Here is a 25,237-nt window from a genome sequence, read left to right on the forward strand (position 1 = left end):
TCCGCGGTCCTGCATGGCGGGGCGGCGCGGGGCCGACCGCCGTGCGATGAAAGGTCGTGGCGCTGCGGTTAGAAGGCCACCGCGTCGCGGATCAGTGGACAGGTCATGCAGTGTCCACCGCCGCGGCCACGCCCCAGCTCCGCGCCCACGATGCTGATCACTTCAATGCCCTGCTTGCGCAGGTCGGTGTTGGTCTGCGTGCTGCGGTCGTAGGCGACCACCACCCCGGGCGCCATCGCCACCAGGTTGTTGCCGCTGTCCCATTGCGAGCGTTCGGCAGCATAGCGGTCGCCACCGGATTCGACGATGCGCAGCTGCTTGAAGCCCAGCGCTTCGGCCACCACGTCGTTGAAGTGCTTCTTCTCGAACACGATCTCGAAACCGGGTGCCTTGTCGCTGGGATACAACGACACGGTGTGGATCTGGTCGACGATGCCGGGGAATACCGTCACCACGTCACGGTCGGCGAAGGTGAACACCGTATCCAGGTGCATGGCGGAGCGCAGCTTGGGCATTACCGCCACGATCACACGCTTGGCCGCGCCGTTCTTGAACAGCGACTGCGCCAGCTGGGTGATGGCGGTGCGCGAGCTGCGCTCGCTCATCCCGACCAGCACCACGCCGTTGCCGGGGATCAGCACGTCGCCGCCTTCCAGGGTCGCATTGCCGTGGTCCACGGTGGGGTCGCCGAACCAGATCGGGAAGCTGGCCCTGGTGAAATCCGGATGGAACTTGTAGATCGCCGTGGTCAGGATGGTTTCTTCGTGCCGCGCCGGCCAGTACAGCGGATTCAGGGTCACGCCCTGGTAGATCCAGCACGTGGTGTCGCGGGTGTACAGGGTGTTGGGCAGCGGCGGCAGCAGGTAGCCGACGATGTCCGGCTGCTCGCGTGCCGCCTGCAGGGTCGGACCGGCGAAATCGTCGGGCAGGTCGAACACGCTGAGGCCGCCGATCAGCGTTTCAGCCAGCTCGCGCGGTGACAGCGACTCCAGGTACGCACGCACTTCGGCCATGAACTCCACGCCCACTTCATTGGCGTTGATCTGGTGGTCCAGGATCCAGTTGCGCGCCTCTACGTTCTCCAGCGTCTCGGCCAGCAGGTCGTGCATCTCCACCACGTCCACGCCCCGGGCGCGCATCTTGGACATGAAGTCGAAATGGTCGCGCTTGGCATTGTCGACCCAGATCACGTCGTCGAACAGCAGGTCGTCCTTGTTGCGCGGGGTCAGCCGGCTGTGCGCCTTGCCGGGTGCGCAGACCATTACCTTCCTGAGTACGCCAACTTCGGAATGAACGCCATACACCGGTGCACTGGACATTGCGGGCCTCTCCTGGGTCACGAAACGTGGGGAAAACACGGCCCCGCACGTACTCGCGGTCGGCCGATGCTGCGTATGCGGTGCGTGGACAAGTAGCCCTCGAACAGTAATGCGTGCGTGAACGTCGGTTTCCGGATAGTGGCCGGAAACCCCTGCAAATCGTGGATCTATTGGCGCCGTAGGCATGCGCCGCGTCTTCACGTTCGCGTTACCGGCCGCGTTGTTAATCGCTGCTGCAAGGAGTAGTTGACCCGCACGGAGGGCGGAATCCACCTCATCGTTCCGCGCAGTCACTTGATGGAGACACACACAATGAAACTTCCACATGCAGGCGTGGCCACGGCGGTCCTGGCGTCGGCCCTGTTCATGGCGGGCTGCGCGACCCAGACCACGCCGAGCACGTTCAATCGTTCGGAGGTCGGGCGCGCCCAGGACGTCCAGATGGGTACCGTGCAGTCGATCCGGGCGGTGCAGATCCAGAATGACTCGCGTGGCGTTCCGACACTGGTGGGCGCGGCCATCGGCGGCGTGGCGGGTAGTTCGATCGGCGGCGGCAGCCGCGCCAATGCCATCGGCGCCATCGCCGGTGCAGCGGCCGGTGGCGCGGCCGGCAACGCGCTCGCGCGTGGCGCGCGCAATGGCGTGGAGATCACCGTGCAGCTGGAGAACGGCCGCACCGTGGCGGTGGTGCAGGATGGCAACCCGAACGACTACCGCGTTGGCGACCGCGTGCGCGTGTCCAGCGATGGTGCCACGACACGCGTAACCCGCTGACCCGGGACGCATCCAGGCTGGCCCGTCCCCGCAGGACGGGCACGCCATCCTGTTGTCCATCGAGGGAGCCGCCATGCGCCGCCTGCTGATTGCCCTGCTCGCCGTGACCACACTGGGCGGGTGCGCCACCACGCCTACACTGACCACCCAGGAGCGCTTCAACCTGTACGTGCAGCACGCCGGCGCGCCGGTGGCCTCCTTCCGCCTGGCCCGCTTCGTCCGCCAGACCCAATGGACGCCGTTGGGCGACCGGGCGCTGGCGGTGTGGACCAGCCAGAGCGTGGGCCACCTGCTCGAACTGCGCGGTCGCTGCACCGGCTTGTCGATCGCACACACCGTGGAGATCACCAATTCCTTCGGCACGGTCAACGCCCGCTGGGACAGCGTGATACCGCGCACCGCCAGCGTGGCCATGCCGCAATCGTGCCGCATCATCCGCATCCGCCCGCTGGACGGCCTGGCGATCCGCGACGCCCGCCGCGAGATGCGCAACACGATCTACGGCACCCGCCCCGCCGACCTGGTCGAAGACACCGGTCCGGACATCACCGATCAGCCGGTCGACTGAACGGCGCACCGGCATGGAGAAACTGCGCAGCATGCTCCGCCGCAATGTCTCGCGCAGTCTGTTCGATGCGCGCTGGATCATGGCGCCGTTCTATTTCGGCCTGGTGGTGGCGCTGCTGCTGCTGTTGTTCGTGTTCCTGCGCCAGTTGCTGAACTATGTGCTGCGCATCGCCGACATGGGGCCCGCCGATGCGGTGCTGATGGCGCTGTCGCTGATCGATCTGTCGCTGGTGGCCAACCTGATGCTGATCGTCACCCTGGCGGGGTACGAGAATTTCGTCACCCGGATCGACTCCGGTGGCGAACGGCGGCCGCAATGGATGGGCATGGTCGATTTCGCGGCCATGAAGAGCAAGCTGATGGGGTCGATCATCGCCATCTCGGCGATTGCCCTGCTGCGCATTTTCATGAAGATCGAAGAAGGCAGTCGTATCGACCCGGAAATGCTGCGCTGGATGGCCGGTATCCACGGCATGTTGCTGCTGTCGGCGCTGGTACTGGCGGTCACCGAGCGCCTGGCCCGGCACCGCCTGCTGCCGCCGCCGGAGCCGCCTGCCAGCGTACCGCCTCCCATGCCCCCTCCGGCCTGACTCAGTCGCTCCCACCGCCGCGGCGCTGCTCGATCTGCTGCCGACGCAACGGGTCCAGCAGGTCCTGCAGTCGTGCGGTGTCCCTCCGGTTCCAGTCGCCCTCGCCCAGCACGGCCTGCCAGCCCGCGATGTAATGCGCCGGCGCGAAGACGTGGCCGTACCCCATCGGGGTGCGGTCGGCCAACAGCATGTCCAGCGCCAGCTGCAGCATGCTCACCAGCGGATACCAGCGCACCGCAGGTGACACATCCGGTGCCCGGGGCCCGACCATCCAGTCCGGCTCGCGCCAGGCGTCGTTCGGGGTGAAGAACGTGATCGGATCGCTGGCGTACTGCAGGTACACCACCCGCATCCGGCCCCACGGCGCGTCGGCCGGTACCGGCGTGCCGTGCTGGTTCATGAAACGCACCGCGCGGCTGTCACGGAACACCGGCAGCCACTCCGGGGAGCCGGGATTGCGCTGGTTGGTGGTCTGCCGCCAGGTGCGGGTGGCGAAGGGTGGACCGCTCCACAGCGCGCCATCGATGGGGCTGTCGATCATGTCGAACAGATTGACCGAACGTTCGGAATTCATCGCACCCAGGCTCAGCCCGTGCACGAACAGCCGCGGCCGCGCCTCAGCCGGCAGCGTCCGCCAGTATGCATAGACCTCGGCAAACAGCAGCCGTGAGGTTTCCTCGCCGTACTCGGGTTCCACCAGCAACGACAACGGACTGGACAGATAGGAATACTGCACGGCCACGCTGGCCACGTCGCCGTGCAGCAGGTATTCCAGGCTGTCCGCCGCCGCCGGGTCGACCCAGCCGGTGCCGGTCGGGGTGATCACCACCAGCGTGGAGCGCTCGAATCCCCCCTGCCGTTGCAGCTCGCGCAGCGCCAGCCGCGCACGCGCGCGCGCGTCGGGCGCCGAGGGCAGCCCGGCATAGACCCGGATCGGTTGCTGTGCGGGCCTGCCGGTGAACGCCGCAATCTGTGCAGCGTCCGGCCCGGCGCTGACGTACTCGCGCCCTGCCCGCCCCATCTGCTCCCACGCCACCAGCGAACCCGGGCCGCCGCTGCTGCCGGGCCGGTCCGGCGCGGTCGCGTCGGGCGGCATCAGCGCGTCGGCCTTGCGGAACGATGCATCGGCGGCGTGCAATGCGCCACGCAGCAGCACCCCGTTGGCGATGTTGAAGAACAGCACCGCCGCCACCACGATGCCCAGCAGCCGCGCCACCGGCGCCGGCATCACCCGCCGCGACAACGTGCCGACCCTGCCGGCCACCCAGGCGAACGCACGACCGAGCACCAGCAGCACCGCGAACACCAGCAGCGCGAGCAGCAGCAGCCGCAGCGAGAAGCCCTCGTCCATCGGGGGCAGCCCCATCACCGCGCGTACCGAGTCCTGCCAGGGGCGCACCCACCACGCCATCAATACGCAGGCCAGCACACAGATCCATGGCAGCCAGCGTAATGCCTGCCGCAGCCTGCCCTCGCCCAGGGTGGGCAGCATCAAGCGCTGCCACAGCGCGGACAGCGCCACGCCGATCAGGTAGCCCAGCGCAACGCAGACCCCCGACAGCAGCCCTTGCGCCACGTAGCCGCGCGGCACCAGGCTGGGGGTGAGCGAAGCAATGAAGAACAGCGTGCCCAGGACCTGCCCGGTGCGGCACAACGGCCCGCGGTACGGCGCGCTCAACCGCAGCAGAGCCGTCCGCCATGGCGGTCCACGGGTGTCGCGCATCACAACCGCAACCGGCCGCTGCCGAAGCCGACCAGCGCGACCACCGCCATCACGCACAGCACGACCAGCACCACTCGTTCGCCCGGCCGGAACGCGATGCCGCGCTGCCGCTGCCAGCGCCAGAACAGGATCGAACCGGGCACGTACAACACCGCCGACAGCAGCAGGTAGCGGCTGCCGCCGGCCAGCAGCATCGCGGCGGCGTAGAGCGTTGCGATGGCGGCAATCCAGCGCATCCGCGCATGTGCGGCGGCGTCCGGGGCGTCCGAGCCACCCAGCGACAGCTTCAGTTGGTAGGCGGCCACCAGCAGGTACGGCACCAGGGTCATGGCGCTGGTCATCTTCAACGCCAGGGTGAAGGCGTAGTCGGCGAACCAGCTCACCAGCAGGAACGCCTGGATGACGCCATTGGTCAACCACAGCGCCGCACTCGGCACCCCGGCGCGGTTCTCGCGGGCCAGGCTGCGTGGCATGGCGTCGTTGAGCGCCGCTGAATGCAGCACCTCGGCCGCCAGCAGCGACCACGACAGGTAGTTGCCCAGCACCGATACCAGCAGGCCGATGCTGATGAACAGCGCGCCCCAGCGACCGGCAATGGCCTGCATCACCCCGGCCATCGACGGCGTCGCCAACGCGGCCAGGTCCGGCCGCAGCAGCACGCCATAGGAGAGGATGGTGACCATCACCAGCAGGCACAGCACGCCAAGGAAGCCGGCGACCGTGGCAATGCCCACGTCTTCGCGGCGCCGGGCATAGCGCGAGTACACGCTGGCGCCCTCGATACCCACGAACACGAACACGGTGAGCAGCAGCGTGCCGCGGGTCTGCTCCCACAGCGTGGACGCGCCGGGCGGCTCGAACCCCCACAGGTTCAGCGCGAAGATGTCGGCACGGAAGCCGATGAACAGGAACACGATGAATACCGCCAGCGGCACCAGCTTGGCCACCGTGGCGATGGTGTTGATCAGCGCTGCTTCCTTGATCCCGCGCAGGATCAGGAAGTGGAAGGCCCACAGCAGCAGCGAGGCGGACAGGATCGCCAGCACCGTGGTGCCGTCGCCCAGCGCCGGAAGGTACTGACCCAGCGTCGCCTTGATCAGGATCAGGCAGGCCACGTCGGCCAGGCAGCAGCCCAGCCAGTACCCCACCGCCGACAGCAGGCCGGCGTAGTCGCCGAACCCGGCCTTGGCGTAGGCATAGATGCCGGTGTCGAGCTCCGGCTTCAGCCGCGACAGCGACTGGAACACCAAGGCCAGCATCAGCATGCCGGTGCCGGCGATCAGCCAGGCCAGCAGCGCGCCATAGACGCCGGTGTTGGCCGCGAAGGCCGACGGCAACGCGAAGATGCCGGACCCGATCATCGAGCCGACCACCAGCGCGGTCAGCTCCAGCAGCGACAGCTTGCGGCTCCCCGTGGCGGACGTCATGGCCGGTCAGATCTGGATGTAGCCTGTCGCGATCCAGTAGACGCCGACCAGGGCGGCCACCACCGCCACGGCCAGGATGATGAAGTCCGACGCCTTGGTGAAGATCTTCTCGCCCTGCTCCTTCCGTGCCCAGAAGTACAGCAGGCTGCCCGGGGCATACAGCACCGCCGACAGCACGATGAACTTGATCCCGCCGGCATACAGCAGGAACGCGGTGTAGATCGTGGCCAGGATCGCCAGCGTGAGGTCGCGTCCACGCTCGTTGGGCCGCTGGTCGTAGGTCTCCCCGCGTTTGGTGATCTGCAGCCCGTAGGCCGCCACCAGCAGGAACGGGATCAACGACATCGCGCTGGTCAGGTTGAGCATCAACGAGAAGGCGTCGCGCGACCAATAAGTGGAGATCACGATCAGCTGGATGATGATGTTGGTGGCCCAGAGCGCATTGGCGGGAACGCCGTTGGCATTCTCGCGCGCGAAAACGGCCGGCATGTCCTTGGTGCGCGCCGCCGCCGACAGCACCTCGGCGCAGATCAGCGACCAGGTCAGGTACGCGCCCAGCACCGAAATGAGCAGGCCCACGCTGACGAAGATCGCGCCCCAGCGCCCGACCACGGCCTCCAGCACCGCCGCCATCGACGGCTGCCGCATGCCGGCGATGTCGGCGCGCTCCATCACCGCGAAGGGCAGCAGGGTGACCAGCACCATCAGCGTGGTCACGACCAGGAAGCCGGTGATGGTGGCCGCACCCACGTCCTTGCGGTCCTTGGCATAGCGCGAGTACACGCTGGCGCCTTCGATGCCCAGGAACACGAATACGGTGACCAGCATCGTGGCCCGGACCTGTTCGAAAATGCTGCCGGTGAGGTCGCCGCCGTAGAAGTTGAAGCGGAACACGTCCATCTTCATCGCAAAGGCGATGATCACCAGGAACACGATGATCGGAATGACCTTGGCGATGGTGACGATCTTGTTGATCGCCGCGGCCTGCTGCACGCCGCGCAGGATCATGAAATGGAACAGCCAGATACCGGCCGAGGCGACCAGGATCGCCACCACCGTGTTGCCGTCACCGAATACCGGGAAGAACGCGCCCAGGGTGGATTTGATCAACACCCAATAGGAGACGTTGCCGATGCAGCTGCCGATCCAGTAACCGAACGCGGACAGGAAGCCGGGGTAATCGCCGAACCCCTCCTTCGCATAGGCGAACACACCGGCGTCGAGATCGGGTTTGCGCTCGGCCAGCATCTGGAACACCCGCGCCAGGGTGTACATGCCGAGGCCGGCGATGGTCCAGGCCACCACCGCGCCCAGCGGACCGGTGGCACCGGCAAAGGTCCTGGGCAGCGAGAAGATCCCCGCGCCGATCATGCCGCCTACCACCATGGCGGTGAGTTGCATACGCGTCATCTTGACGACATTCGAGGACATGGCCGGCGCCCGCATCAGAATGGAGGGTTCAGGATGGAGAGCAATTTGTAAATCGGGTGTGAGACGTGCCCGGGCTATCCGGAATCCGACATCTTCGCTCAGCGCAGGATCTTCCCGTCCACCAGTTCCACCACCTGCTGCCCGAACATCGCAACGTCCGCCGGGTCGTGGCTGATCAGCAGCAGGGGTACGTCGGTGGCGGCCAGTACGTCCAGCAGTTCCTGGCGCAGGTGTGCGCGCAGGTCATGGTCGAGCGCGGCGAACGGCTCGTCCAGCAGCAGGGCCTGGGGCCGGGTCACCAGCGCACGCGCCAGTGCGGTCCGCTGGCGTTGCCCGCCCGACAGCTGCGACGGCAGCATCTGCGCCAGGTGCTCGATGCGCAATGCGCGCATCCAGCGTTCCACTTCGGCATCGCGCTCACGCCGCGGCGGATTGAACCAGCCACGCTGCAGGCCGAACCCGATGTTCTGCCGCACGCTCAGGTGGGGAAACAACGCATAGTCCTGGAACACATAACCAAGCCGTCGCTGCTGTGGAGGCCGATGGATACCCAGCGAAGCATCGAACACCACCTCACCACCCAGGCGCATGCTGCCCGCCTGCGGCCGCATCAGCCCGGCGATGGCTTTCAGGGTCAGGCTCTTGCCGGCGCCCGACGGCCCGAACAGCACCACCTGGCGCTGGCTGCACTGCAGCTGGATATCCAGCTCGAACTGCTGCCCGGGCGCGCTGAAGACCCGGCGGATGTCGAGTTCAAGCCACATCGCGCGGCGCCTGTCGACGGCCCACCAGCCGCGCCGCGGCCAGCAGGATCACGATGCATACCACCGAGGTGAGGATCACCAGCCCATTGGCCTTGGCGTCCTGCCCGGCCTGCACCGCTTCATAGATCGCGATGGACAGGGTCTGGGTACGGCCGGGAATGCTGCCGGCGACCATCAGGGTGGCGCCGAACTCGCCCATAGAACGCGCGAACGCCAGCAGCAGCCCGGCCAGGATGCCGCGCGAGGCCAACGGCAGGCTCACCCGCAGGAACAGTGCAACGCCGGAAACGCCCAGCGTGCGCGCCGCCTGCTCCAGCTGGCCGTCCACCGCTTCGAACGCGGCGCGGGCCGGTTTGAACACCAGCGGCAGCGAGGCCACGGCCGCGGCGATCACGGCCGCCTGCCAGGTGAACACCAGGTTGATCCCGAACGTGTCCTGCAGCCACGCGCCGAGCGGTCCGTTGCGGCCGATCACCACCAGCAGGTAGTAGCCCAGCACGGTGGGTGGCAACACCATCGGCAGCGTCAACAGCGTATCGAGCAGCTCACGCCCCGGAAAGCGATGACGCGCCAGCAGCGCACCCAGCGCCACCCCCAGGACCAGGTTGATCGCGGTCGCGCAGCCGGCCACCTTCAGCGACAACCACAACGCGGTCCAGTCCAGCGCCATCGGTCAGGGGGCGCCGAAGCCATGCCTGCGCAGGATCGCCCGCCCCTGCGGCGAGCGCACGAAGGCCACGAAACGGCGTGCTTCGGCCGCGTGGCGGGTGTCCTTGATCACCGCCAGCGGATACGCGATCGGCAATTTCAACGGCACCACGAACGCCTGCCGCACCTTGCCGTCCGCGGCCTTCAGGTCGCTCGAATACACGAAGGCGGCATCCACTTCGCCGCGCGCCACGTAGTCCAGCGACTGCCGCACGTTCTGGGTGGTGATGGTCCTGGCGGCCACTGCCTGCCACAGGCCGGCGTCCTGCAGTGCCGTGCGCGCATAGCGGCCCACCGGCACGCTGTCCGGGTTGCCGATCGCCACCCGCTGCACGCCCGCCGTGCCCAGCGCGGCCAGCGTGGCAGGCACGCTGCGCGCGTCCCGCGGAACGACCACGACCAGCTGGTTGCTGGCGAACAGCTGGCGGGTGCCGGCCATGAGCAGGCCCTGTTGCGCGGCCTGGTCGAGCGTGGCGGTGTCGGCCGTGGCCAGCACGTCCACCGGCGCGCCGCGCGCGACCTGCTGCAGCAGCACGCCCGACGCGGCGAAGTTCAGGTCCACGTCGGCGCCCGGATACGCGCGCTCATACGCCTGGGCGATGTCGCGGAAGCTTTCGGTGAGGCTGGACGCCGCGGACACGGTGAGCCCCGCCGCACCAGCGGGCAGCGCGAACACCAGCGAAAGCAGGCAAAGCACGCGTCGTAGCGTGTGGATCATGCGCCGGTCCTGTCGTGTACGGGATCGGAATGGCACAGCGAACAGCCTTCGCTCCAGACGCTGTCGCCATCCTCGTAGTGTTCCTGCTTCCAGATCGGCGCACGGTGCTTGACCGCCTCGATCAGCGCACGGCAGGCGCGGAAGGCCTCGTCGCGGTGCGGGCTGCCGGCTGCGACCACCACCGCCACCTCGCCCACCGCCAGGCGCCCCTTGGCATGGCCAACGTAAAGCTTCAGGCGTGGGCCGAATTCGGCCTCCACCTCGGCCGCCAGCTGCTGGAAGGTCGCCACCGCCAAGGGCACGAACAGGTCATAACTGATGCCCTGCACCGCGCGCCCATGGTTGAGGTCGCGCACCTTGCCGATGAACACATCGATGCCGCCGAAACCGGGATCGGAGACGAAGGCGATCGCCTCGGCCGGATCCAGCGCGGATTCGCTGCGTTCCACCACCCGCAGGCATTGGCGCTCGTGCATGCTCAACCTCCGCTCACCGGGGGCAGCACCGCGACCCGCCCATCAACCGGCAATGCGTCATCGTCGCGCAGCACCCGCTGCTCATCGGCGAACGCCGAGTAATCGAGCAGGCCGCTGCGGAACGTGGGCCAGCGCGCTGCCAGCTGGACCTGCAGGGCCCGGCGCAGGTCCGCGACCGACTCGCCTTCCACCTCGACCTGCAACACCCGCTCGGGCACCAGCTCGGAGAACGCACCAAACAACTGCAGCTCGATCATGTTCATGACACCTCCATGGCGGCCAGGCGCACCGGATCGCGGTGCCCCCAGCCCTGTACCTGCACTGGCGTACCCGCCCGTGCCACCTCGTCTTCGCCGTCCAGCACCACCCAGGCGTTGGCCTGCAGCATCGACATCAGCCGGAACGATTCCTGCCCGGCCAGCACCCGCGCCGACAGCTGTCCGTCCGCGCCCAGTTCCACCCGCGCACGCGCGTGAAAGCGCATCCCGGCCGGCTTGCGCACGTCGGCCCGCAACGGCAGCTGCAGCGTTGCCTCGGCGGCCATGCCGAGCAGACGGCGCAGCACCGGTTCCACGAAGAAGCGCTGGCCGACCGCGGCCGATACCGGGTTGCCGGGCAACCCGAAGTACAGCGTCCCCCCGGGCAGCTGCGCGAACAGCAGCGGCTTGCCTGGACGGATCGCCACCTTGTGCACGTGGATGGTTGCCCCGCGCGCGCGCAGCGCATCGGGAATGAAATCGTAGCGACCCTGCGACACCGCGCCGGTGCTCAGCACCAGCTGCGCGCCGGCGTCCAGCGCGGTCTGCAACGCGACATCGAAGGCGGCGACGTCGTCGCCGACCACGCCCTGCCACACCACGCGGGCCCCGGCGGCCTGCAGGCGGCCGACCAGATACGGCCGGTTGCTGTCACGAATCTGCCCACCGCCCAGCGCCTGCCCGGCGTCGGTCACCAGCTCGCGGCCGGTGGAGATCACCGCCACCTGCGGCTGCGCGCGCACCTCGACCTGGCCCACGCCGGTGGCGTGCAGCAGCGTGCAGGCGTTCAAGGACAGGCTGCTGCCGGCCGTCAGTACCGTTTCACCACTGCCCACGTCCTGGCCGCGCAACCGCACGAACTGGCCCGGCGTCACCGATTGCAGCAGCGCTATCCGCTGCGGGCGTCCCGCCGCCGACGACACTACACGGACCTGTTCGACCGGAATGACGCTGTCCAGCCCGTCGGGCATCCGCGCACCGGTCATGATCTCCCACGCACCCTGCCCGCCCGCGCTGGCGTCGTCGCCCGCGGCCTGCCAGCCCTGCACCTCCAGTTCGGTGCTGGCCGCCATCGCCACGCCATCGCAGCGCAGTGCGAAGCCGTCCATCGCCGAATTGTCGAACGGCGGCAGGCTCTGCGGGCTGTCCACATCGCGCGCGAGCACGCGTCCGGCGGCGTCTTCCAGTGCCACGGTCTCCGCCGGCAGCACATGCGCACACGCCAGCATCCGCTGCAGCGCATCTGCGTAGGCCATCATCGGTGGTCGCCGCCGTCGATCATCTGCAGCGCATGGCCCAGCACCGGCGCCAGGATGTCCAGGCACTGGCTGGCGGCACGCGGACTGCCAGGCAGTGCGAACACCAGCATCTTTCCAAGCTGCACCACGTCGGCGCGGCTCAGCCAGGCCATCGGCGTGTGCTGCGCGCTCAGGCTGCGCACCATCTGCGCCAGCCCGTCCACGCGACGCCCGCCCACCGCCAGCAGCGCCTCGGGGGTGAGGTCACGCGGTCCCAGCCCGGTTCCGCCGGTGCACAGGCACAGCCGTACGCCGGACGCTTCCAGCGCCTGCAGTCGTCCTGCCAGCGGCTGTACGCCATCGGGCAGCACCTCGGCCGCGATCACGCTGCCGCCCAGTGCCTGCAGGCCCTCGACCAGGCGCGGACCAGACAGGTCTTCGTAACTGCCGTCGCTGGCGCGGTCGCTGAGCGTGATCACCGCGCACGCGGCGCCCTGCAGCTGGCGCGGCGCGCGCGGCTGGTAGCGTTCGCGCTCGGCCGCGTCCATGCCGGCGGGATGGATCCACACGCCACGCTTGCCGCCTTCCTTGAACAGCAGGCGCACCGCGCTGATCTCCAAGGCCGGCTCGACCGGCTTGCTCAGGTCATACAGGGTCAGCAGCGCGGCGTTGACGCCGGCCAGCGCTTCCATCTCCACCCCGGTACGCGCTTCGCTGGCGCATTCGCACCAGACCCGGATCGCCTGCCGTTCGGGGACCGGCGCGCAGTGCACGCGTACCAGCTCCAGCGGTAGCGGGTGGCAGAGTGGCATCAGCATCGACGCCATCTTCGCCCCCTGCAGCCCGGCCACTTCGGCCATCACCAGCGCATCGCCCTTGGGCAGGCGGCGCGCGACGATCAACGGGTAAGCCACCGGCCCGGCCAGCAGTTCGCCCACTGCCACCGCGCGGCGGCGGGTCACGCGTTTGTCGCGCACGTCGGCCATGTGGAAGGCCACGGACAGGTCGCCACTCATCTGTTGCTCATCCTCCAATCGAGGCCAGGTTCGGGGTCAGCCCGGTGCGGCCCTGGTGCAGGCCATGGCCGGCGGCCTTCAGGCCCAGCTGGGTGGTGATGCGGGCCAGCAGCGCGTCGCGGTCATCGTCATGCTGCAGCAACGGCCGCAGCGGCACCCCGAACTCACCGAACAGGCACAGGCGCAGGTCGCCGCGCGCGGTCACCCGCAGACGGTTGCAGCCCTGGCAGAAATCCTGGGAATACGGCGCAATGACACCGATGCTGCCGCGATGCGCGGGGTGGGTGTACTCACGCGCGGGTCCGGCGTCGGCGGCGCGTGGGCGCAGCCGCCAACCGGCGGCCAGCAGCTGCTCCACCACCGTGCTGGCGCTCAGGTGGTGGCGCTGGAAATAGTCGGCGTTGTCGCCGGTGCGCATCAGTTCGATGAAGCGCACGCTCAAGGGGCGCTCGCGCAGGAACTCCATCCATGCAGGTAGTTCGTCATCGTTGAGCCCACGCAGCAGCACGGCGTTGAGCTTCACGGACGGCAGCCCGATCGCCTGTGCCAGCTCCAATCCTTCCAGGATCTCCGGCAGGCGGTCGTGCCCGGTGATGGCGTGGAAGCGTTCGCGGCGCAGGCTGTCCATGCTGACGTTGAGCGCGGTCAGGCCGGCGCGGTGCCAGCCGGGCAGGCGCCGCGGCAACAGCGTGCCGTTGGTGGTGATCGCCACCTTGCGGATGCCGGGCGTGCCGGCGACGCGCTCGATGATCTGGTCCAGGTCGCGGCGCAGGCTTGGTTCACCGCCGGTCAGGCGGATCTTGTGCATGCCCAGCGTGGCGAAAGCGCGCACCAGCCGGCCGATTTCATCCACCTCCAGGAACCGCGGGCGACCGTCGGCCTGGTAGCCATCGGGCAGGCAGTAGCTGCAGGAGAAGTTGCACGCTTCGGTCAGCGACAGGCGCAGATAGGGAAAGCGGCGACCGAAGCCGTCGGCAAGCAAGGGACCGGTCGATACTGCAGCCGTCATGGTGCTCCCTGGTACCGGCAGCAATGGCTGCAGGCAGTGTGGAAACCCGTGCTGCCGGACTACGGCCGGTGTGCACGCGCGTCAACCTAGGGCAACGCGCGCGCGCCGTCAGCTGTAGACCATGAAACTAGCCGGTCTACGGTGACGACAATGCAAAATCCAGCCCGGCGCGGACCGCTGCGACCTGCGCCGCATTGCACTGCGCCGGGGTGGTGCGCGGGCTGTCCGGGTACACCTCGGTGGTGGTGGCGAAGCGCGCATCGGTGAATCCGGCGCAGGCGCCGATCGAGCGCGACTCGCCCCAGACCACGCCCGGGGACTGCAACGGCAGGCCGACCAGGTTGCCGTGGGCATCGGCCGGGGCGATGTGGGTGATCGGCTCCACCGCCGCGATCAGCGCCCGCTGGAACGCCGGTTCCGGATTCTCGCTGTTGCCGATCACGTAGAAGCCGTCCGGAATGGTTTCCGGCACCCAGGCCCTGCCGTCGCGCGAGGCCAACGCCGGGTCGAATTCATGTGCGTCGCTGTCGGTGGTTTCGTGCAGGTCCAGGTGCACCCGCAGGGTGTCGTTGCGTGCTGCGATCCAGGCCATCAGGGCGGACGACTCGGTGATCTGGCCGCCGTCACGGAAGCTGCGGTTGGGATCGACCGCATCGTGGTTCCAGCGCTGGATGCGCTCGTAGCCCCACGGGCAGACACAGGGTGCCACGATCAGGTTGATGCGGCCGGCGTAGTCGCTGGCGTGGTCGCGCAGGAACTGCAGCGCGCCGTGCACGCCACTGGTTTCGTAGCCGTGCACGCCGCCGGTGACCAGTGCGGTGGGCAGCGCCGGGTTCCAGTCACGGGTCATGGCGAGCAGCAGCGGGTAGGTGTCGGTGCCGGCCTGGAGTTGGCCGTAGTGTTCGATGGTGAATGCTTCAGGCAGCGCGTGCAGTGCGGTGACGACGTCATCGGCGTAGCTGCGTTGGACGATCTGGCGCGCGCGCCATGCGGCCCGTTCTGCGTCGCCCCAGCGGTGCCCGGGGGTGCCGATGGGGTAGAAATGGGGGGTGGTCATGAGGGGTCCGGGATCAACGGTTGCCCGATATTGTAGATGCGTGCGCAGGGTCATGGCTTTGACACGCATGGCGTGTCACTACGATCCTTGGTCGCTCGGGTTTGGGGTCGAACGTTGGGGGTGGGCTGCATGCGTAGGGACACGCCATGCGTGTCCAGGGGGCCGACATTGTCGGCCCCCGTTCCCATTCCTCCCGGCTGCTCGCTCTACGCGGCCGTTACTTCTTCGTAGCCGGTGAAGCGCATGTCGCTGGACGCGCGTCCCTGGGTCAGCGAGCGCAGCGAGGTGGTGTAACCGGACAGCTGCGCCAACGGCGCATAGCCCAGCACTTCGGCGCGACCGCCCTGGTCTTCGATCAGGGCGATGCGACCGTGGCGGCGGTTGAGGTCGCCCACTACGTCGCCGACGTTCGCCGACGGCACATGGATGGCCACTTCCATCACCGGCTCCAGCAGCGTCGTGCCCGCCTGCGCCAAGGCGGCTTTCACCGCTTCGGCACCGGCACGGTGGAAGGCCATGTCCGACGAATCCTTGGCATGGGTCTGCCCGTCGACCAGCGCGATCTCGATACCCACCACCGGATGGCCACGCGGGCCCTCCAGCAGCGCGCTGCGCACGCCCTTCTCCACCGCCGCCACGAAACCGCGCGGCACCACGCCACCCACGGTACGGTCGACGAAATGCACCTCGCCGTCCTCGCGCGGACTGACATCCAGCACCACCCGGGCGTACTGTCCCTGTCCGCCGGTCTGCTTGACCACCTTGCCTTCCACCCCGCTCAAGGCCTGCCGCAGGGTTTCCTGGTAGGCCACGCGCGGCGCACCGGTACGCACGTTGACGTTCCATTCGGTGCGCAGCCGCTCGACCATCACCTCCAGGTGCAGTTCGCCCATGCCCCATACCAGGGTTTCACCCGTCTCCGCATCGGTGTCGACATGGAACGACGGGTCTTCCTGGGCCAGGCTGGCCAGACCTTGGGCGATGCGGATCAGGTCGGCCGACTTTTCCGCGGTCAACCGCCATGCCAGCACCGCCTGCTGCGCGCGGATGGTATCCAGCAGCAGCGGGCGCGAGGGCGCGCTGAGCGTTTCGCCGCTCACCGCATCCTTCCAGCCCAGCACCGCCACGATGTCGCCGGCGACGGCCTGCTTGATGTCATGGGTCTGGTCGGCCTGCACCCGCACCAGCCGGCTGACCCGGCGTCCCTGCGCATGCTGCGAACTGGCCAACGCATCGCCCACCTTCAACGTACCCGAATACACCCGCACGAAGCTCAACGCACCATGGTGCTGGTGGGTGATCTTGAACAGCAGCGCTGCCAGCGGGCCATTCGGGTCCGGTGGCAGGGACAGCTCGCCTGCGTCGGTCGTGGCCACCACCGCCGGCCGGTCTTCCGGCGCAGGCAGGTAGTCCACGATCGCGTCGAGCAGGGTTTCGATGCCCTTGCTCTTGAACGCGGCACCCGCCAGCACCGGTACGCCGGCACCGGCAAGCGTGGCCCGGCGCAGTGCTGCGCGCAGCGCCGCCGCGTCCACCGCGTCACCGGCCAGCCACGCTTCGGCCAGCACCTCGTCGTGGTCGGCCACCGCTTCCACCAGCGCGGCGCGGCGCGCTTCCCACTCGCCCTGTTCGGCGGCGGTCCACGCACTTCGCGTCGGTTGGCCGGCGTCGTCCCAGCGCACCGTGCTGCGTTCGACCAGGTCGACCCAGCCATGGAAGTCACCCTCCGCGCCCAGCGGCCAACCCAGCGCCCACGGCCGCGCCTGCAGCTTGTCCTGCAGCTGGTCGAGCACGCGCTGGAACGAGGCGCCGACGCGGTCCATCTTGTTGGCATAGGCGATCAACGGCACGCCATGGCGACGCGCCTGGTGCCACACGGATTCCGATTGCGGCTGCACGCCGTCCACGGCCGAGAACACCGCCACCGCGCCGTCCAGCACGCGCAGCGAACGCTCCACTTCGATGGCGAAGTCGATGTGCCCGGGCGTGTCGATCAGGGTCAGGTGGTGGGTCGGCTGGTCGCGCGGCGCCCAATGCGCCTGCACGGCGGCCGCGCCGATGGTGATGCCGCGCTCGCGTTCGATCGCCGAAAAGTCGGTGGTCGCCGCGCCGTCGTGGACTTCGCCGACGCGATGGATCTCGCCGGTTTTCCACAGCAGGCGTTCGGTGAGCGTGGTCTTGCCGGCGTCGATGTGGGCAATGATGCCGAGGTTGCGCCGAAGATTGAGGGTCTGGGTGTTCATGGAATGGGTCTCGCTGCTGCCAACTTCAGGGAGCCGCACGCCGCCGTTGGCTGACGGCGTGCGGCCAGGTTTGGGGCTCGGCGATCTGGTGCATGGCACGTTCTCCTTCGAACGGTTCTGGAATGGAATGGGAAAGCGGAAACGAAAAGAGCGCCCGGTGGGCGCTCTGTCGGGGGTGCTGCGCTGATCGTGGATCGATCAGCCGCCAGATGCACCGCGAGGCAGACGCGCCCGTCCCGCGACAGCGCGGGTGCGAGTAAAGAACGTCAGGAGCGGCATCGAAGTCATGGCGGTGGTCAGCGGGGATCTCCGCGCATTCTAGACCTCTACCCTCGCCACGCAAGGCTTTATTCAACGCACCAATGAAACACTGGAGTCGCATTCTCGGCACGCCACTCACCAGTGCAACAAAACCCGCCCGATCAGGTCTTACATGCGAATAGGTCGCAATTGCATCATTCAGGGAAGTCTCTAGAATAGGAACGCACGTTCCGGATTCCGCCATGACCTCCTCCCCCGCTTCATTCCGCCGGTTGCGCCCCAACCTGCTTGCCTTCGCCTGCGGCCTGGCCGCAGCCGCCTTCGCACCTGCCGTGCTCGCGCAGACCGCCACCGCGCTGGACGCCGTGCAGGTCAACGCCTACCGCGCCACCAACAGCACCAGTGGCGCCACCAAGACCAGCACCGCCATTGCCGAAACGCCACAGTCGATCGCCGTGATCGAACGCGCCGAACTGGACGCGCGCGGCGTGCAGTCGCTCAGCGACGCCATGCGTTACGTCGCCGGGGTAAGCCTGGAAAGCAGCGGCATCGACAACCGCGTGGACGATTTCCGCATCCGCGGTTTCGACGCCGGCAGCTGGGCCAACAACGTAACCCTGGATGGCATGCGCGCGCCGCAGGGCAGCCAGTGGAACCGCAGCATGTTCGACAGCTGGAACCTGGACCGCGTCGAGGTGCTCAAGGGCCCTTCCGCGGTGATGTATGGCCAGGTCGCTCCCGGGGGCATGGTCAACCAGGTCAGCAAGACCCCCACCCCGGACCAGCGGCAGCTGCTGCGCCTGGGCCTGGATGCGGACGGCCAGTACACCGCGGCCTTCGACGTGGGCGGCGGCAGCGCTGACGACGCGCACCTCTTGCGCCTGGTCGGGCTGTATCGCGATGGCGACACCCAGATCAAGCACACCGAGCAGGAACACTGGTTCCTGGCGCCCAGCTACACCTGGCAGATCGCCGAGCGCACCCGCCTCACCCTGCTGGGCATGTACCAGAAGGATGATGGCGGTTCGACCTACCAGTTCCTGCCGATGGCCGGCACGCTCACCGCCACCCCGTACGGTCACATGAAGAACAGCACCTTCATCGGCCAGCCGGACTGGAACAGCTACGACCGCACGCTGTGGACGGCCGGCTGGATGTTCGAGCACGCGTTCAACGAGCACCTCACCCTGACCCAGAACGCACGCCGCACCCACGTGGATTCGCTGTATCGCGGCGTGGTCACCTTCGGCGCGCTCAACGCCGACGGCCGCACCCAGAACCGGCGCGGCGTGCAGGGTACCGGCGTTTCGGACGGCGACACCTTCGACACCCGCCTGCAGGCGCGCTTCGCCACCGGCGCGGTCGACCAAACCGTGCTGCTCGGCTGGGACTGGCAGCGTGCGGACTGGGAAGGCGTGCGCAGCGCGATGAGCAACCCGCGCCCGATCGACATCTTCAACCCGGTCTACCTGCCCTACCAGCCCACGGTCACCAGCGAGACGCCCACCAGCGGCATCAACCGCCAGAGCGGCGTGTACCTGCAGGACCAGCTCGCCGCCGGCAACTGGCGCCTGACCCTGGGCGGGCGTTACGACTGGACCAAGGACGACACGCTCAGCGCTACCCGCAACATCGCCACCGGCGTGTCCCAGCCCGGCCCGCACAACGTGATCAAGAACGAAGCGTTCACCGGCCGGGGTGGCCTGCTGTACGTGTTCGACAATGGCCTCACCCCGTACGTCAGCTATGCGGAATCGTTCCAGCCGGCCACCAAGTCACCGCTGGACAGCTTCACCCGCACCGCCTTCGAGCCGGTCACCGGATCGCAGTGGGAAGCCGGCCTGAAATACCAGCCGGCCAGCGTCGATGGCCTGGTCACCCTGGCGGTGTACGACCTGCGCCAGGAGAACATGATCGTCGACGATCCGGTCGCCAGCCACCGCAACTGCGGCGCCACCGGCACGGTGGTCTGTTCCATCCAGGGCGATGAAGGACGCGTGCGCGGCATCGAACTGGAAGGCCGCATCACCCCGGTCGCCGGCCTGAGCCTGATCGGTGCGGCGTCGCGGATGGACTCGGAAATGCTGCGCTCCAGCGCCTACCGCGGCAGGCAACTGGCGATGGTGCCGGACCTGACCGCTTCGTTCTGGGCCGACTACACCTTCCAGGCCGGCAGCCTGCGCGGGCTGAGCCTGGCCGCCGGCGCGCGCTACAACGGCGTCAGCTACGGCGACAGCGCCAACCTGTACCGCATTCCGTCATACACCCTGTTCGACGCCGCGATCCGCTACGACCTGGGCCAGTTCGGCAGCACCGACGTGAAACTGGCGCTCAACGCCAGCAACCTTGCCGACAAGCGCTACGTGTCCACCTGCACCGGGGTGTCGTCCTGCTACTACGGCAGCGGCCGCAGCGTGATGGCAACGGCGACGTTCGGCTGGTAAGCGGCCTTACAGGTACACGATCTCGACGGTGACCCCGCCGTCGAGCAGCACCTCCTCGCCGGCCTCCAGCGCGGAGGTAGGCGCCAGCTGGACATCCACCTGCAGCGGCGCACTCAGGTTGTCGATGGCGCCGGGCACGACCTGGCCGGGCGCAGCGAAGGCGTACACCGCCGCATGCGCGTCGAAGCGTTGCAGCGGTGCGCCCTCCTCCTGGCCACTCCAGTTGTCGGCACGCTCGCCGGTGCCGCGCAGCACCTGCATCGTCTGCCCGTCCATGATCACCGCGCCGAACGACAGCAGGTAGATGCCTGCCACCCCGCCGCCGCGCGGTGCCAGGGCGAAGCGTGCCGGGCCTGGTATGTCGGCCGCCCAACCCGCCTCGGTGCCGGCGCGGTTGTCCAGCAGCTTCACCGCCAGCCGCGTGGGTCCGCTGCAGTTCAACTGCAGCTGCACCGTCCGCCGCGGCATTGCGTACGCGGCGTCCGCGTGCAGGCTGCTGCGCGGCACTGTGCCGAGCTCGAGCACCGAGGGCGTCAGCCGCGGCGTGCACGACCGCGGCATCGCCTGCGCCCGCAGTCCCAAGGCGGCGAACTGACGGGCGTCCTCGGCATCGATGATGCCCTCCGCTTCCCACACCTGCGCATCGCGCAGCGCGGCCAGGTCGGCGCTGACCCAGGTTTCGACATCAATCTGCGCCGACAGCCGGCTCCCGGGTACCTGCATGCCGGCGCGCATCGGAACCCACGCATGCTCTGGCAGCCACTCCAGGCGTTCGGCAATGGTGGTCGGCGGCTCGCCCGGCACGGTCACCAGGCCGATGTCCACGGGCAGTTCGTCTACGCGCACGTCGTGCACGCGCAGGATATAGCCGCCCCCGCCGCCGAAATCGTACTGTGACGAATTGCGTGAAGGCGCATGGAACAGCATGGTCAGGTTGATCGGCTGCGGGCAGACCAGGTTGAGGAACAGCGTGCGCGCGGGCAGCGGAATGCCGGTCGGGCGGATCAGCCCCGGCCCGCGCGACAACGCCAACGGGAGGGGGGTGGCCTGCACGGAGGTGAGCTGCCCGTAGTCGATCATTCCCGGTGACAGCGTCATGGTGCAACGCTTGAGCGGATCGATCCGCGCCTGCGCCGCGCCACCCGTCGCCAGCAGCAGAAGCAACAGCGTCAGCCGCACCGCCTGTCCGTGGGTGCTCATGGTGAAGCCTCCGCCGCGCCGGGCGTGCAGATGACCGTCGCGGAGGGCATAGTCACGGTTTCATCCTCGTGCTCGTCCAGGCGGTAGCTGAGCGTGCACACGCGTTCGTCGGGCAGGTGCAGCTCCAGGATCTCGCCGTCCACCGCGTCGCGGACGAACAGCGAGCCCGCGGCGGTGACCATCCCCACCAGGTCGTCGTTGCTGCGGAACGCGGTGGTGCCGTGCGGCAGCGCGGTGCCGTCGGGATGCTTCGGCAACAGCTGGATACGCCGGCTGAAGCGCGCGTCCAGGTCGAGCTGCGCCACCGCGCCACGCCCGGCATCCAGCGACACCACACCGTTGTCCAGGATCATGTTGCGCGGCAGGCTGTTGGTGTTCACCTCGACCAGGCTGGTCACGTAAGGCGTGAGCTGCGCCACCACCGCCTTGCCCCACGCATCGGTCCAGACCGGGCCATACGGAGTACCGATCTGCACCCCGGCGATCCTGTCGCTGAGCGCAACGATGCCGAACGTATCCTGGATCGGATACGGCGACAGGGTGACGCCGCGACCATGCAGGGCGACGCCCCCACTCATCAACACCGAGCTGGACGAGTTCCCCAGGCTGGAGCGCGTATACGAGACACTGGTCTGCAGATAGCGGGGCAGCCAGGCGGCCGAGGCGCTGCTGTCGGTCCGGCCGGTCCAGGAATCCCGATCGACCGCGAGCCGGTAGCTGAGCGTATCGCTGGGCGCATCGCTGTAGGACAGGCCGACGCGTTCCCCGGAGCGGTCGTGCTGGACATTGGCGCGCGCCTGCCGGCGACCGCCCAGGGGCACGCTCACGCTCAGGTATACCCGGTAGGCATCGCCCTCCACGGTGTCCCGCCTGCCGTCCGGCACGTCGCGCTGTGCCAGGTCACGCTCGGCGTTGAGCGATACCGACGCCCAGGGAAAACTGCGGCCCCACGACAACGACGCGCGCGAGGTCGGGCGCCCGTCGAACACGGTGGCCCGCGAGTACCCCGCACTGATCGAACCCAGCCAACGCGTCGACCAGCTCAGCGACACGTTGGCCTGCTCGCGGTAGCGCGCGCGGAATCCGCCGCTGGCATCGATCGACATCACATCGACCAGCTCGCGGTACGCGCGGGACTGCATCGCCACCCCCGCATTGAGCGAAAGCTGGCTGCCCAGCACCTGCTGCACGCCGATGCCCGCATGCCAACCCGTGTGCGTGCCGGCGTCGTCGCGTGCCTGCGAAAGCAGCAGGTAGGGATTGATCGAGGTGCCATGGCGCCAGCCAAGGAATGCGCTGCTGCCGAGCGCAGCGTAGTCCTGCGCCGCCATCGCCGCCACGCTGCCGGTGCCTCGGCCGCCCAGCGCACCGCTCCAGCTGGCACTGGCCACCCAGGGTTGCCGTCCCGGCGCCAGCTCCATGTTGCGTACCTGCCCCAACGCAAGGGTGTAGCCGCTCTGCGGGCGCACCAGCCCGGCCAGGGCCACCGCCGGCACGGTGAAGCCGTGTTCCCTGCCGTCGGCCTCGATCACCCTCACCTCCACATCGGTCAACGCCGACAGCGCCGGCAGGCCCGACAAGCTGAAACGCCCGGCGTCCACCACCGTGGCATACAGCAGCACACCGCGCTGGCGTACTTCCACCCGCGCGGTGGAGTCGGCGATGCCGCTGATCACCGGACCGTCGGACACCTGCAGCCCGGCTTCGGGCAACAGCTGCACGCCGGTGAACGCAGTGCCGGGCAGCACCGGGCTGAGCATGTCCAGCTCACCCAGCTGCACGACCGTCTTCCAGCGGGCGAAGGTGCGCTGGGCGTAACTCTGGGTAACGTCCAGGGTCGCTTTCTCCTTCGAGCGGGTGTAGTTCTGGCGGCTGCGGAAGATCCAGTCCCCGGCGTTGAAGCCGGCCTCGGTGATTGCCGCCACGTAGGTGCTGGCGCCGCTGCTGCCATCGCTGCGGGTGGCCATCACGCTGTAGTTGAACAGGCCACCCACCCCGCCCTGTACGAAACCGTCCACGCCGCCCCGGCCGGGCTGGCGGCTCTCGCCGGGCACCAGCAGGGTCACCGTGCGCATGCCGGGATCCTTTTCGACCACCGTGGCCGGGTACGCCCGCCTGAAATCGTCGCAGGCCAGCATGCCGCCAGCGCTACTTGGCTTGGGAGATTTCAATCCGGCACGGTCCAGCAGCGCCTGGTCCATGCACAGTCGCCCCTCCTCGTCGAAGCGGACCACCGCCTCGCCGATCCGTTGGGTGTTGACCACCAGCGTCACCCGCTGCTCGCCGGGGGTGAAGCGTGCGCCGCGACTCAGGTACTCACCCAGCTTCGGGTCCAGGCCGCGCTGCCGCAGCAGGTCGGAATCGAACTCCAGTTCTTCGTCCTCGTCCTGTCCCTCGCGAACCACGTCGACGGGCGCACCCGCTTCAGCGGCCAGCTGCTGGCCCCGCGCAGGCGTCGCAAGCAGGGAGCCGCACAGCAGCAGGCTGCCCATCCATTGCATCGATTGAACCGTATCTGTCCGGCCCATCACCCCGTACCTGTTGCCTGGAATCCCCCGATTCACCAGCAACCGCAACCGCGCTCACGCCGGTTCCGGCACAACGGCACCGCAGCGGCCTGCGGCCGCAGACGTTCGCTTACAGATAGATCACATTGAGGCTGATGCTGCCGCTGATGTCTGCCTCACCTTTCAGGCGCAGCACTTCGGTCGGCTGGATCCTGGCGCCGATTACCACGTTGCCCTGCAACGTGGTGGTCGGGGCGGGGCCGTCCACCACGCCCAGTTCCTTGGCGAACCCGCGCAACCGGTTCGGTGGCATGTCGCTCAAGGGCGCGGCGCTGGACGCATCCCAGGTGGCACCACTGTCCGAAGATGCGGTGCCATAGCCGGGCACGCCATCGACGGTCACATTGCCCAGGCTGAGCTCGACCCCGCCGATGCGCTCGGATTCCGGGGTCAACCCCATGCCATACATGTTGGTATACGCGGCACTTTCGTGGCGGTTGTCGTTGCCCTCGAAGGCCAGCAGCACCGGCGATCCGCAGGACACCGCCAATGTCAGCGACACCGGATCCAGGTCGGTGTAGGTGCTGGAATTCAGCGTCGCCGCATTGATGATTCCCAGGTCGGCGACGCCGCCATTGCCCAGCTGGACGTCGCATGCCTCCGGCAGGATCCGACCGCTGATGGAAACATCGGCCGATTGCGCAAGGACACGTGGCGCCGCGGCGACACAGGCGACGGCAAGCAGGAACATGGCAAGCTTCATGGTGGCATCCTCTTCCAGCAGTGGGGGGTCAGAGGTAGATCAGGTCGATGGTGACCCGCCCGTTGATCGGCACGTTGCCGTCGATGGTCAACGCGCTGGTGGGTTGGATGTAGGTGCGGATCTCAAGCTGGGTCTGCAGCGACGACAGGTGGTCCGGGCCGCCCACCGAACCTTCGGTGGCGGCAAAGCCATTGATCGAGGCCTTTCCGAGCCAGGTGGTACCGGTGTTGCCGCTGACCTCCCACTCTTGCCCGCCATCTTCAGAGCGCGTGTAGTAGACCGGCGCGCCGTCGGACGTCGGGTCCCTGAACCGGATGACCGCGCCGCCGATCTTCTCGCCATCCGCTGTCAGCCCCAGGCCATAACGGGTCGCCACCGAGGCGCTGTCGCCGGTGTTGTCCGTGCCCTTGAACGCAAACAGCACCGGTACCTGGCAGGTCACTGTCAGCGGGACCAGCACCGGGGCGAGCGATGTCTCTTCGACCGGATCCAGTTTCTCGGCGAGTACGGTGCCCAGGTCGATTACGCCTCCACCACCGAGCTCGGCGCTGCAGGCTCCCGGCAGGATGGTGCCCACGATACTCAGGTCCAGCGACTGCGCGCAGACGCGCGGCGCCAGCACCACGCAGGCAATCGCCATCAGCATTCTGGAAAGCGTCAGCATCGCAACCTCCGCAGGGATGGGTACCGGTGAAACCACCACTACCGTTGTCCGACGCGCGCGGCGATGCGCGGCGTCGGACGC

23 protein-coding genes are annotated in these 25,237 nt (G+C 68.2%); 5 read left to right on the forward strand and 18 right to left on the reverse strand.

Going from position 1 to position 25,237, the window contains the following annotated elements; translation table 11 throughout:
* Positions 1-68 precede the first annotated feature (68 nt).
* The gene (gene arcA, locus FSZ13_RS01340) at positions 69-1,646 is read right to left on the reverse strand and encodes an arginine deiminase (protein ID WP_313955397.1); all 1,578 of its coding nucleotides are present in this window, start codon (positions 1,644-1,646) and stop codon (positions 69-71) included.
* Between arcA and FSZ13_RS01345 the strand changes: the two genes are divergently transcribed.
* The 3 genes from FSZ13_RS01345 to FSZ13_RS01355 all read left to right on the forward strand — a co-directional run bounded on the left by FSZ13_RS01345 (position 1,632) and on the right by FSZ13_RS01355 (position 3,250).
* A complete protein-coding gene (locus tag FSZ13_RS01345) occupies positions 1,632-2,093 on the forward strand; it encodes a glycine zipper 2TM domain-containing protein (protein ID WP_222116585.1) in 462 nt (153 codons plus the stop codon). The genes arcA and FSZ13_RS01345 overlap by 15 nt on opposite strands.
* 73 nt (positions 2,094-2,166) lie before the next feature.
* On the forward strand, positions 2,167-2,661 hold the full coding sequence (locus FSZ13_RS01350) for a DUF6491 family protein (RefSeq protein WP_145477641.1): 495 nt from the start codon (positions 2,167-2,169) through the stop codon (positions 2,659-2,661).
* A 31-nt stretch (positions 2,662-2,692) separates the two neighbouring features.
* Entirely contained in the window at positions 2,693-3,250 is a 558-nt protein-coding gene (locus FSZ13_RS01355; protein WP_145477642.1) for a TIGR00645 family protein, read from the forward strand.
* Position 3,251: 1 nt separating this feature from the next.
* Here the strand turns inward: FSZ13_RS01355 and FSZ13_RS01360 are convergent, their stop codons facing one another.
* The 13 genes from FSZ13_RS01360 to fusA all read right to left on the reverse strand — a co-directional run bounded on the left by FSZ13_RS01360 (position 3,252) and on the right by fusA (position 17,317).
* Positions 3,252-4,973, reverse strand: coding sequence for an alpha/beta hydrolase (locus FSZ13_RS01360; protein WP_145477643.1), 1,722 nt, complete (start codon positions 4,971-4,973; stop codon positions 3,252-3,254).
* Entirely contained in the window at positions 4,973-6,400 is a 1,428-nt protein-coding gene (locus FSZ13_RS01365) for a basic amino acid/polyamine antiporter (protein ID WP_145477644.1), read from the reverse strand. The genes FSZ13_RS01360 and FSZ13_RS01365 overlap by 1 nt, the downstream gene beginning before the upstream one ends.
* A gap of 6 nt (positions 6,401-6,406) precedes the next feature.
* Entirely contained in the window at positions 6,407-7,846 is a 1,440-nt protein-coding gene (locus tag FSZ13_RS01370; RefSeq protein ID WP_313955398.1) for a basic amino acid/polyamine antiporter, read from the reverse strand.
* Between the two features lie 83 nt (positions 7,847-7,929).
* On the reverse strand, positions 7,930-8,595 hold the full coding sequence (locus FSZ13_RS01375) for a sulfate/molybdate ABC transporter ATP-binding protein (protein ID WP_145477646.1): 666 nt from the start codon (positions 8,593-8,595) through the stop codon (positions 7,930-7,932).
* Complete coding sequence (gene modB, locus FSZ13_RS01380; RefSeq protein WP_145477647.1) at positions 8,585-9,265, reverse strand: molybdate ABC transporter permease subunit; 681 nt, start codon at positions 9,263-9,265, stop codon at positions 8,585-8,587. Before modB ends, FSZ13_RS01375 begins: the two co-directional genes overlap by 11 nt.
* Positions 9,266-9,268: 3 nt before the next feature.
* Entirely contained in the window at positions 9,269-10,021 is a 753-nt protein-coding gene (gene modA, locus FSZ13_RS01385) for a molybdate ABC transporter substrate-binding protein (RefSeq protein ID WP_145477648.1), read from the reverse strand.
* Positions 10,018-10,497 carry a molybdenum cofactor biosynthesis protein MoaE gene (locus FSZ13_RS01390; RefSeq protein WP_145477649.1) on the reverse strand — a complete coding sequence of 160 codons (480 nt, stop codon included), beginning with the start codon at positions 10,495-10,497 and terminating at the stop codon, positions 10,018-10,020. Before FSZ13_RS01390 ends, modA begins: the two co-directional genes overlap by 4 nt.
* A gap of 2 nt (positions 10,498-10,499) precedes the next feature.
* Positions 10,500-10,760, reverse strand: coding sequence for a MoaD/ThiS family protein (locus tag FSZ13_RS01395; protein WP_145477650.1), 261 nt, complete (start codon positions 10,758-10,760; stop codon positions 10,500-10,502).
* Positions 10,757-12,013 carry a molybdopterin molybdotransferase MoeA gene (locus tag FSZ13_RS01400; protein ID WP_145477651.1) on the reverse strand — a complete coding sequence of 419 codons (1,257 nt, stop codon included), beginning with the start codon at positions 12,011-12,013 and terminating at the stop codon, positions 10,757-10,759. The genes FSZ13_RS01395 and FSZ13_RS01400 overlap by 4 nt, the downstream gene beginning before the upstream one ends.
* Complete coding sequence (gene moaCB / locus FSZ13_RS01405) at positions 12,010-13,008, reverse strand: bifunctional molybdenum cofactor biosynthesis protein MoaC/MoaB (RefSeq protein ID WP_145477652.1); 999 nt, start codon at positions 13,006-13,008, stop codon at positions 12,010-12,012. The genes FSZ13_RS01400 and moaCB overlap by 4 nt, the downstream gene beginning before the upstream one ends.
* Before the next feature lie 7 nt (positions 13,009-13,015).
* Complete coding sequence (gene moaA / locus FSZ13_RS01410; protein ID WP_145477653.1) at positions 13,016-14,017, reverse strand: GTP 3',8-cyclase MoaA; 1,002 nt, start codon at positions 14,015-14,017, stop codon at positions 13,016-13,018.
* A gap of 136 nt (positions 14,018-14,153) precedes the next feature.
* A complete protein-coding gene (locus FSZ13_RS01415; protein WP_145477654.1) occupies positions 14,154-15,074 on the reverse strand; it encodes a M14 family metallopeptidase in 921 nt (306 codons plus the stop codon).
* A 206-nt stretch (positions 15,075-15,280) separates the two neighbouring features.
* Positions 15,281-17,317 (reverse strand): elongation factor G, encoded by a 2,037-nt coding sequence (fusA, locus tag FSZ13_RS01420; RefSeq protein WP_145477655.1) that lies wholly within the window; start codon positions 17,315-17,317, stop codon positions 15,281-15,283.
* Here fusA and FSZ13_RS01425 point away from each other — a divergent pair.
* A complete protein-coding gene (locus FSZ13_RS01425; RefSeq protein WP_145477656.1) occupies positions 17,316-17,504 on the forward strand; it encodes a hypothetical protein in 189 nt (62 codons plus the stop codon). The genes fusA and FSZ13_RS01425 overlap by 2 nt on opposite strands.
* Before the next feature lie 316 nt (positions 17,505-17,820).
* Entirely contained in the window at positions 17,821-20,022 is a 2,202-nt protein-coding gene (locus FSZ13_RS01430) for a TonB-dependent siderophore receptor (protein ID WP_145477657.1), read from the forward strand.
* A 6-nt stretch (positions 20,023-20,028) separates the two neighbouring features.
* Here FSZ13_RS01430 and FSZ13_RS01435 read toward each other — a convergent pair whose 3' ends face one another.
* The 4 genes from FSZ13_RS01435 to FSZ13_RS01450 all read right to left on the reverse strand — a co-directional run bounded on the left by FSZ13_RS01435 (position 20,029) and on the right by FSZ13_RS01450 (position 25,156).
* Positions 20,029-21,222, reverse strand: a complete 1,194-nt coding sequence (locus FSZ13_RS01435; RefSeq protein WP_145477658.1) for a DUF1120 domain-containing protein — start codon at positions 21,220-21,222, stop codon at positions 20,029-20,031.
* Positions 21,219-23,723, reverse strand: coding sequence for a fimbria/pilus outer membrane usher protein (locus FSZ13_RS01440; RefSeq protein ID WP_186308819.1), 2,505 nt, complete (start codon positions 23,721-23,723; stop codon positions 21,219-21,221). The genes FSZ13_RS01435 and FSZ13_RS01440 overlap by 4 nt, the downstream gene beginning before the upstream one ends.
* A 136-nt stretch (positions 23,724-23,859) precedes the next feature.
* Positions 23,860-24,492: a DUF1120 domain-containing protein gene (locus tag FSZ13_RS01445; protein WP_145477660.1), complete on the reverse strand. Its 633-nt coding sequence runs from the start codon at positions 24,490-24,492 to the stop codon at positions 23,860-23,862.
* A 28-nt stretch (positions 24,493-24,520) separates the two neighbouring features.
* Complete coding sequence (locus tag FSZ13_RS01450; protein WP_145477661.1) at positions 24,521-25,156, reverse strand: DUF1120 domain-containing protein; 636 nt, start codon at positions 25,154-25,156, stop codon at positions 24,521-24,523.
* Positions 25,157-25,237 lie beyond the last annotated feature (81 nt).

It is taken from the genome of Stenotrophomonas rhizophila (assembly GCF_007667275.1).
In the GTDB taxonomy this organism is placed as follows: Bacteria; Pseudomonadota; Gammaproteobacteria; order Xanthomonadales; family Xanthomonadaceae; genus Stenotrophomonas; species Stenotrophomonas maltophilia_AE.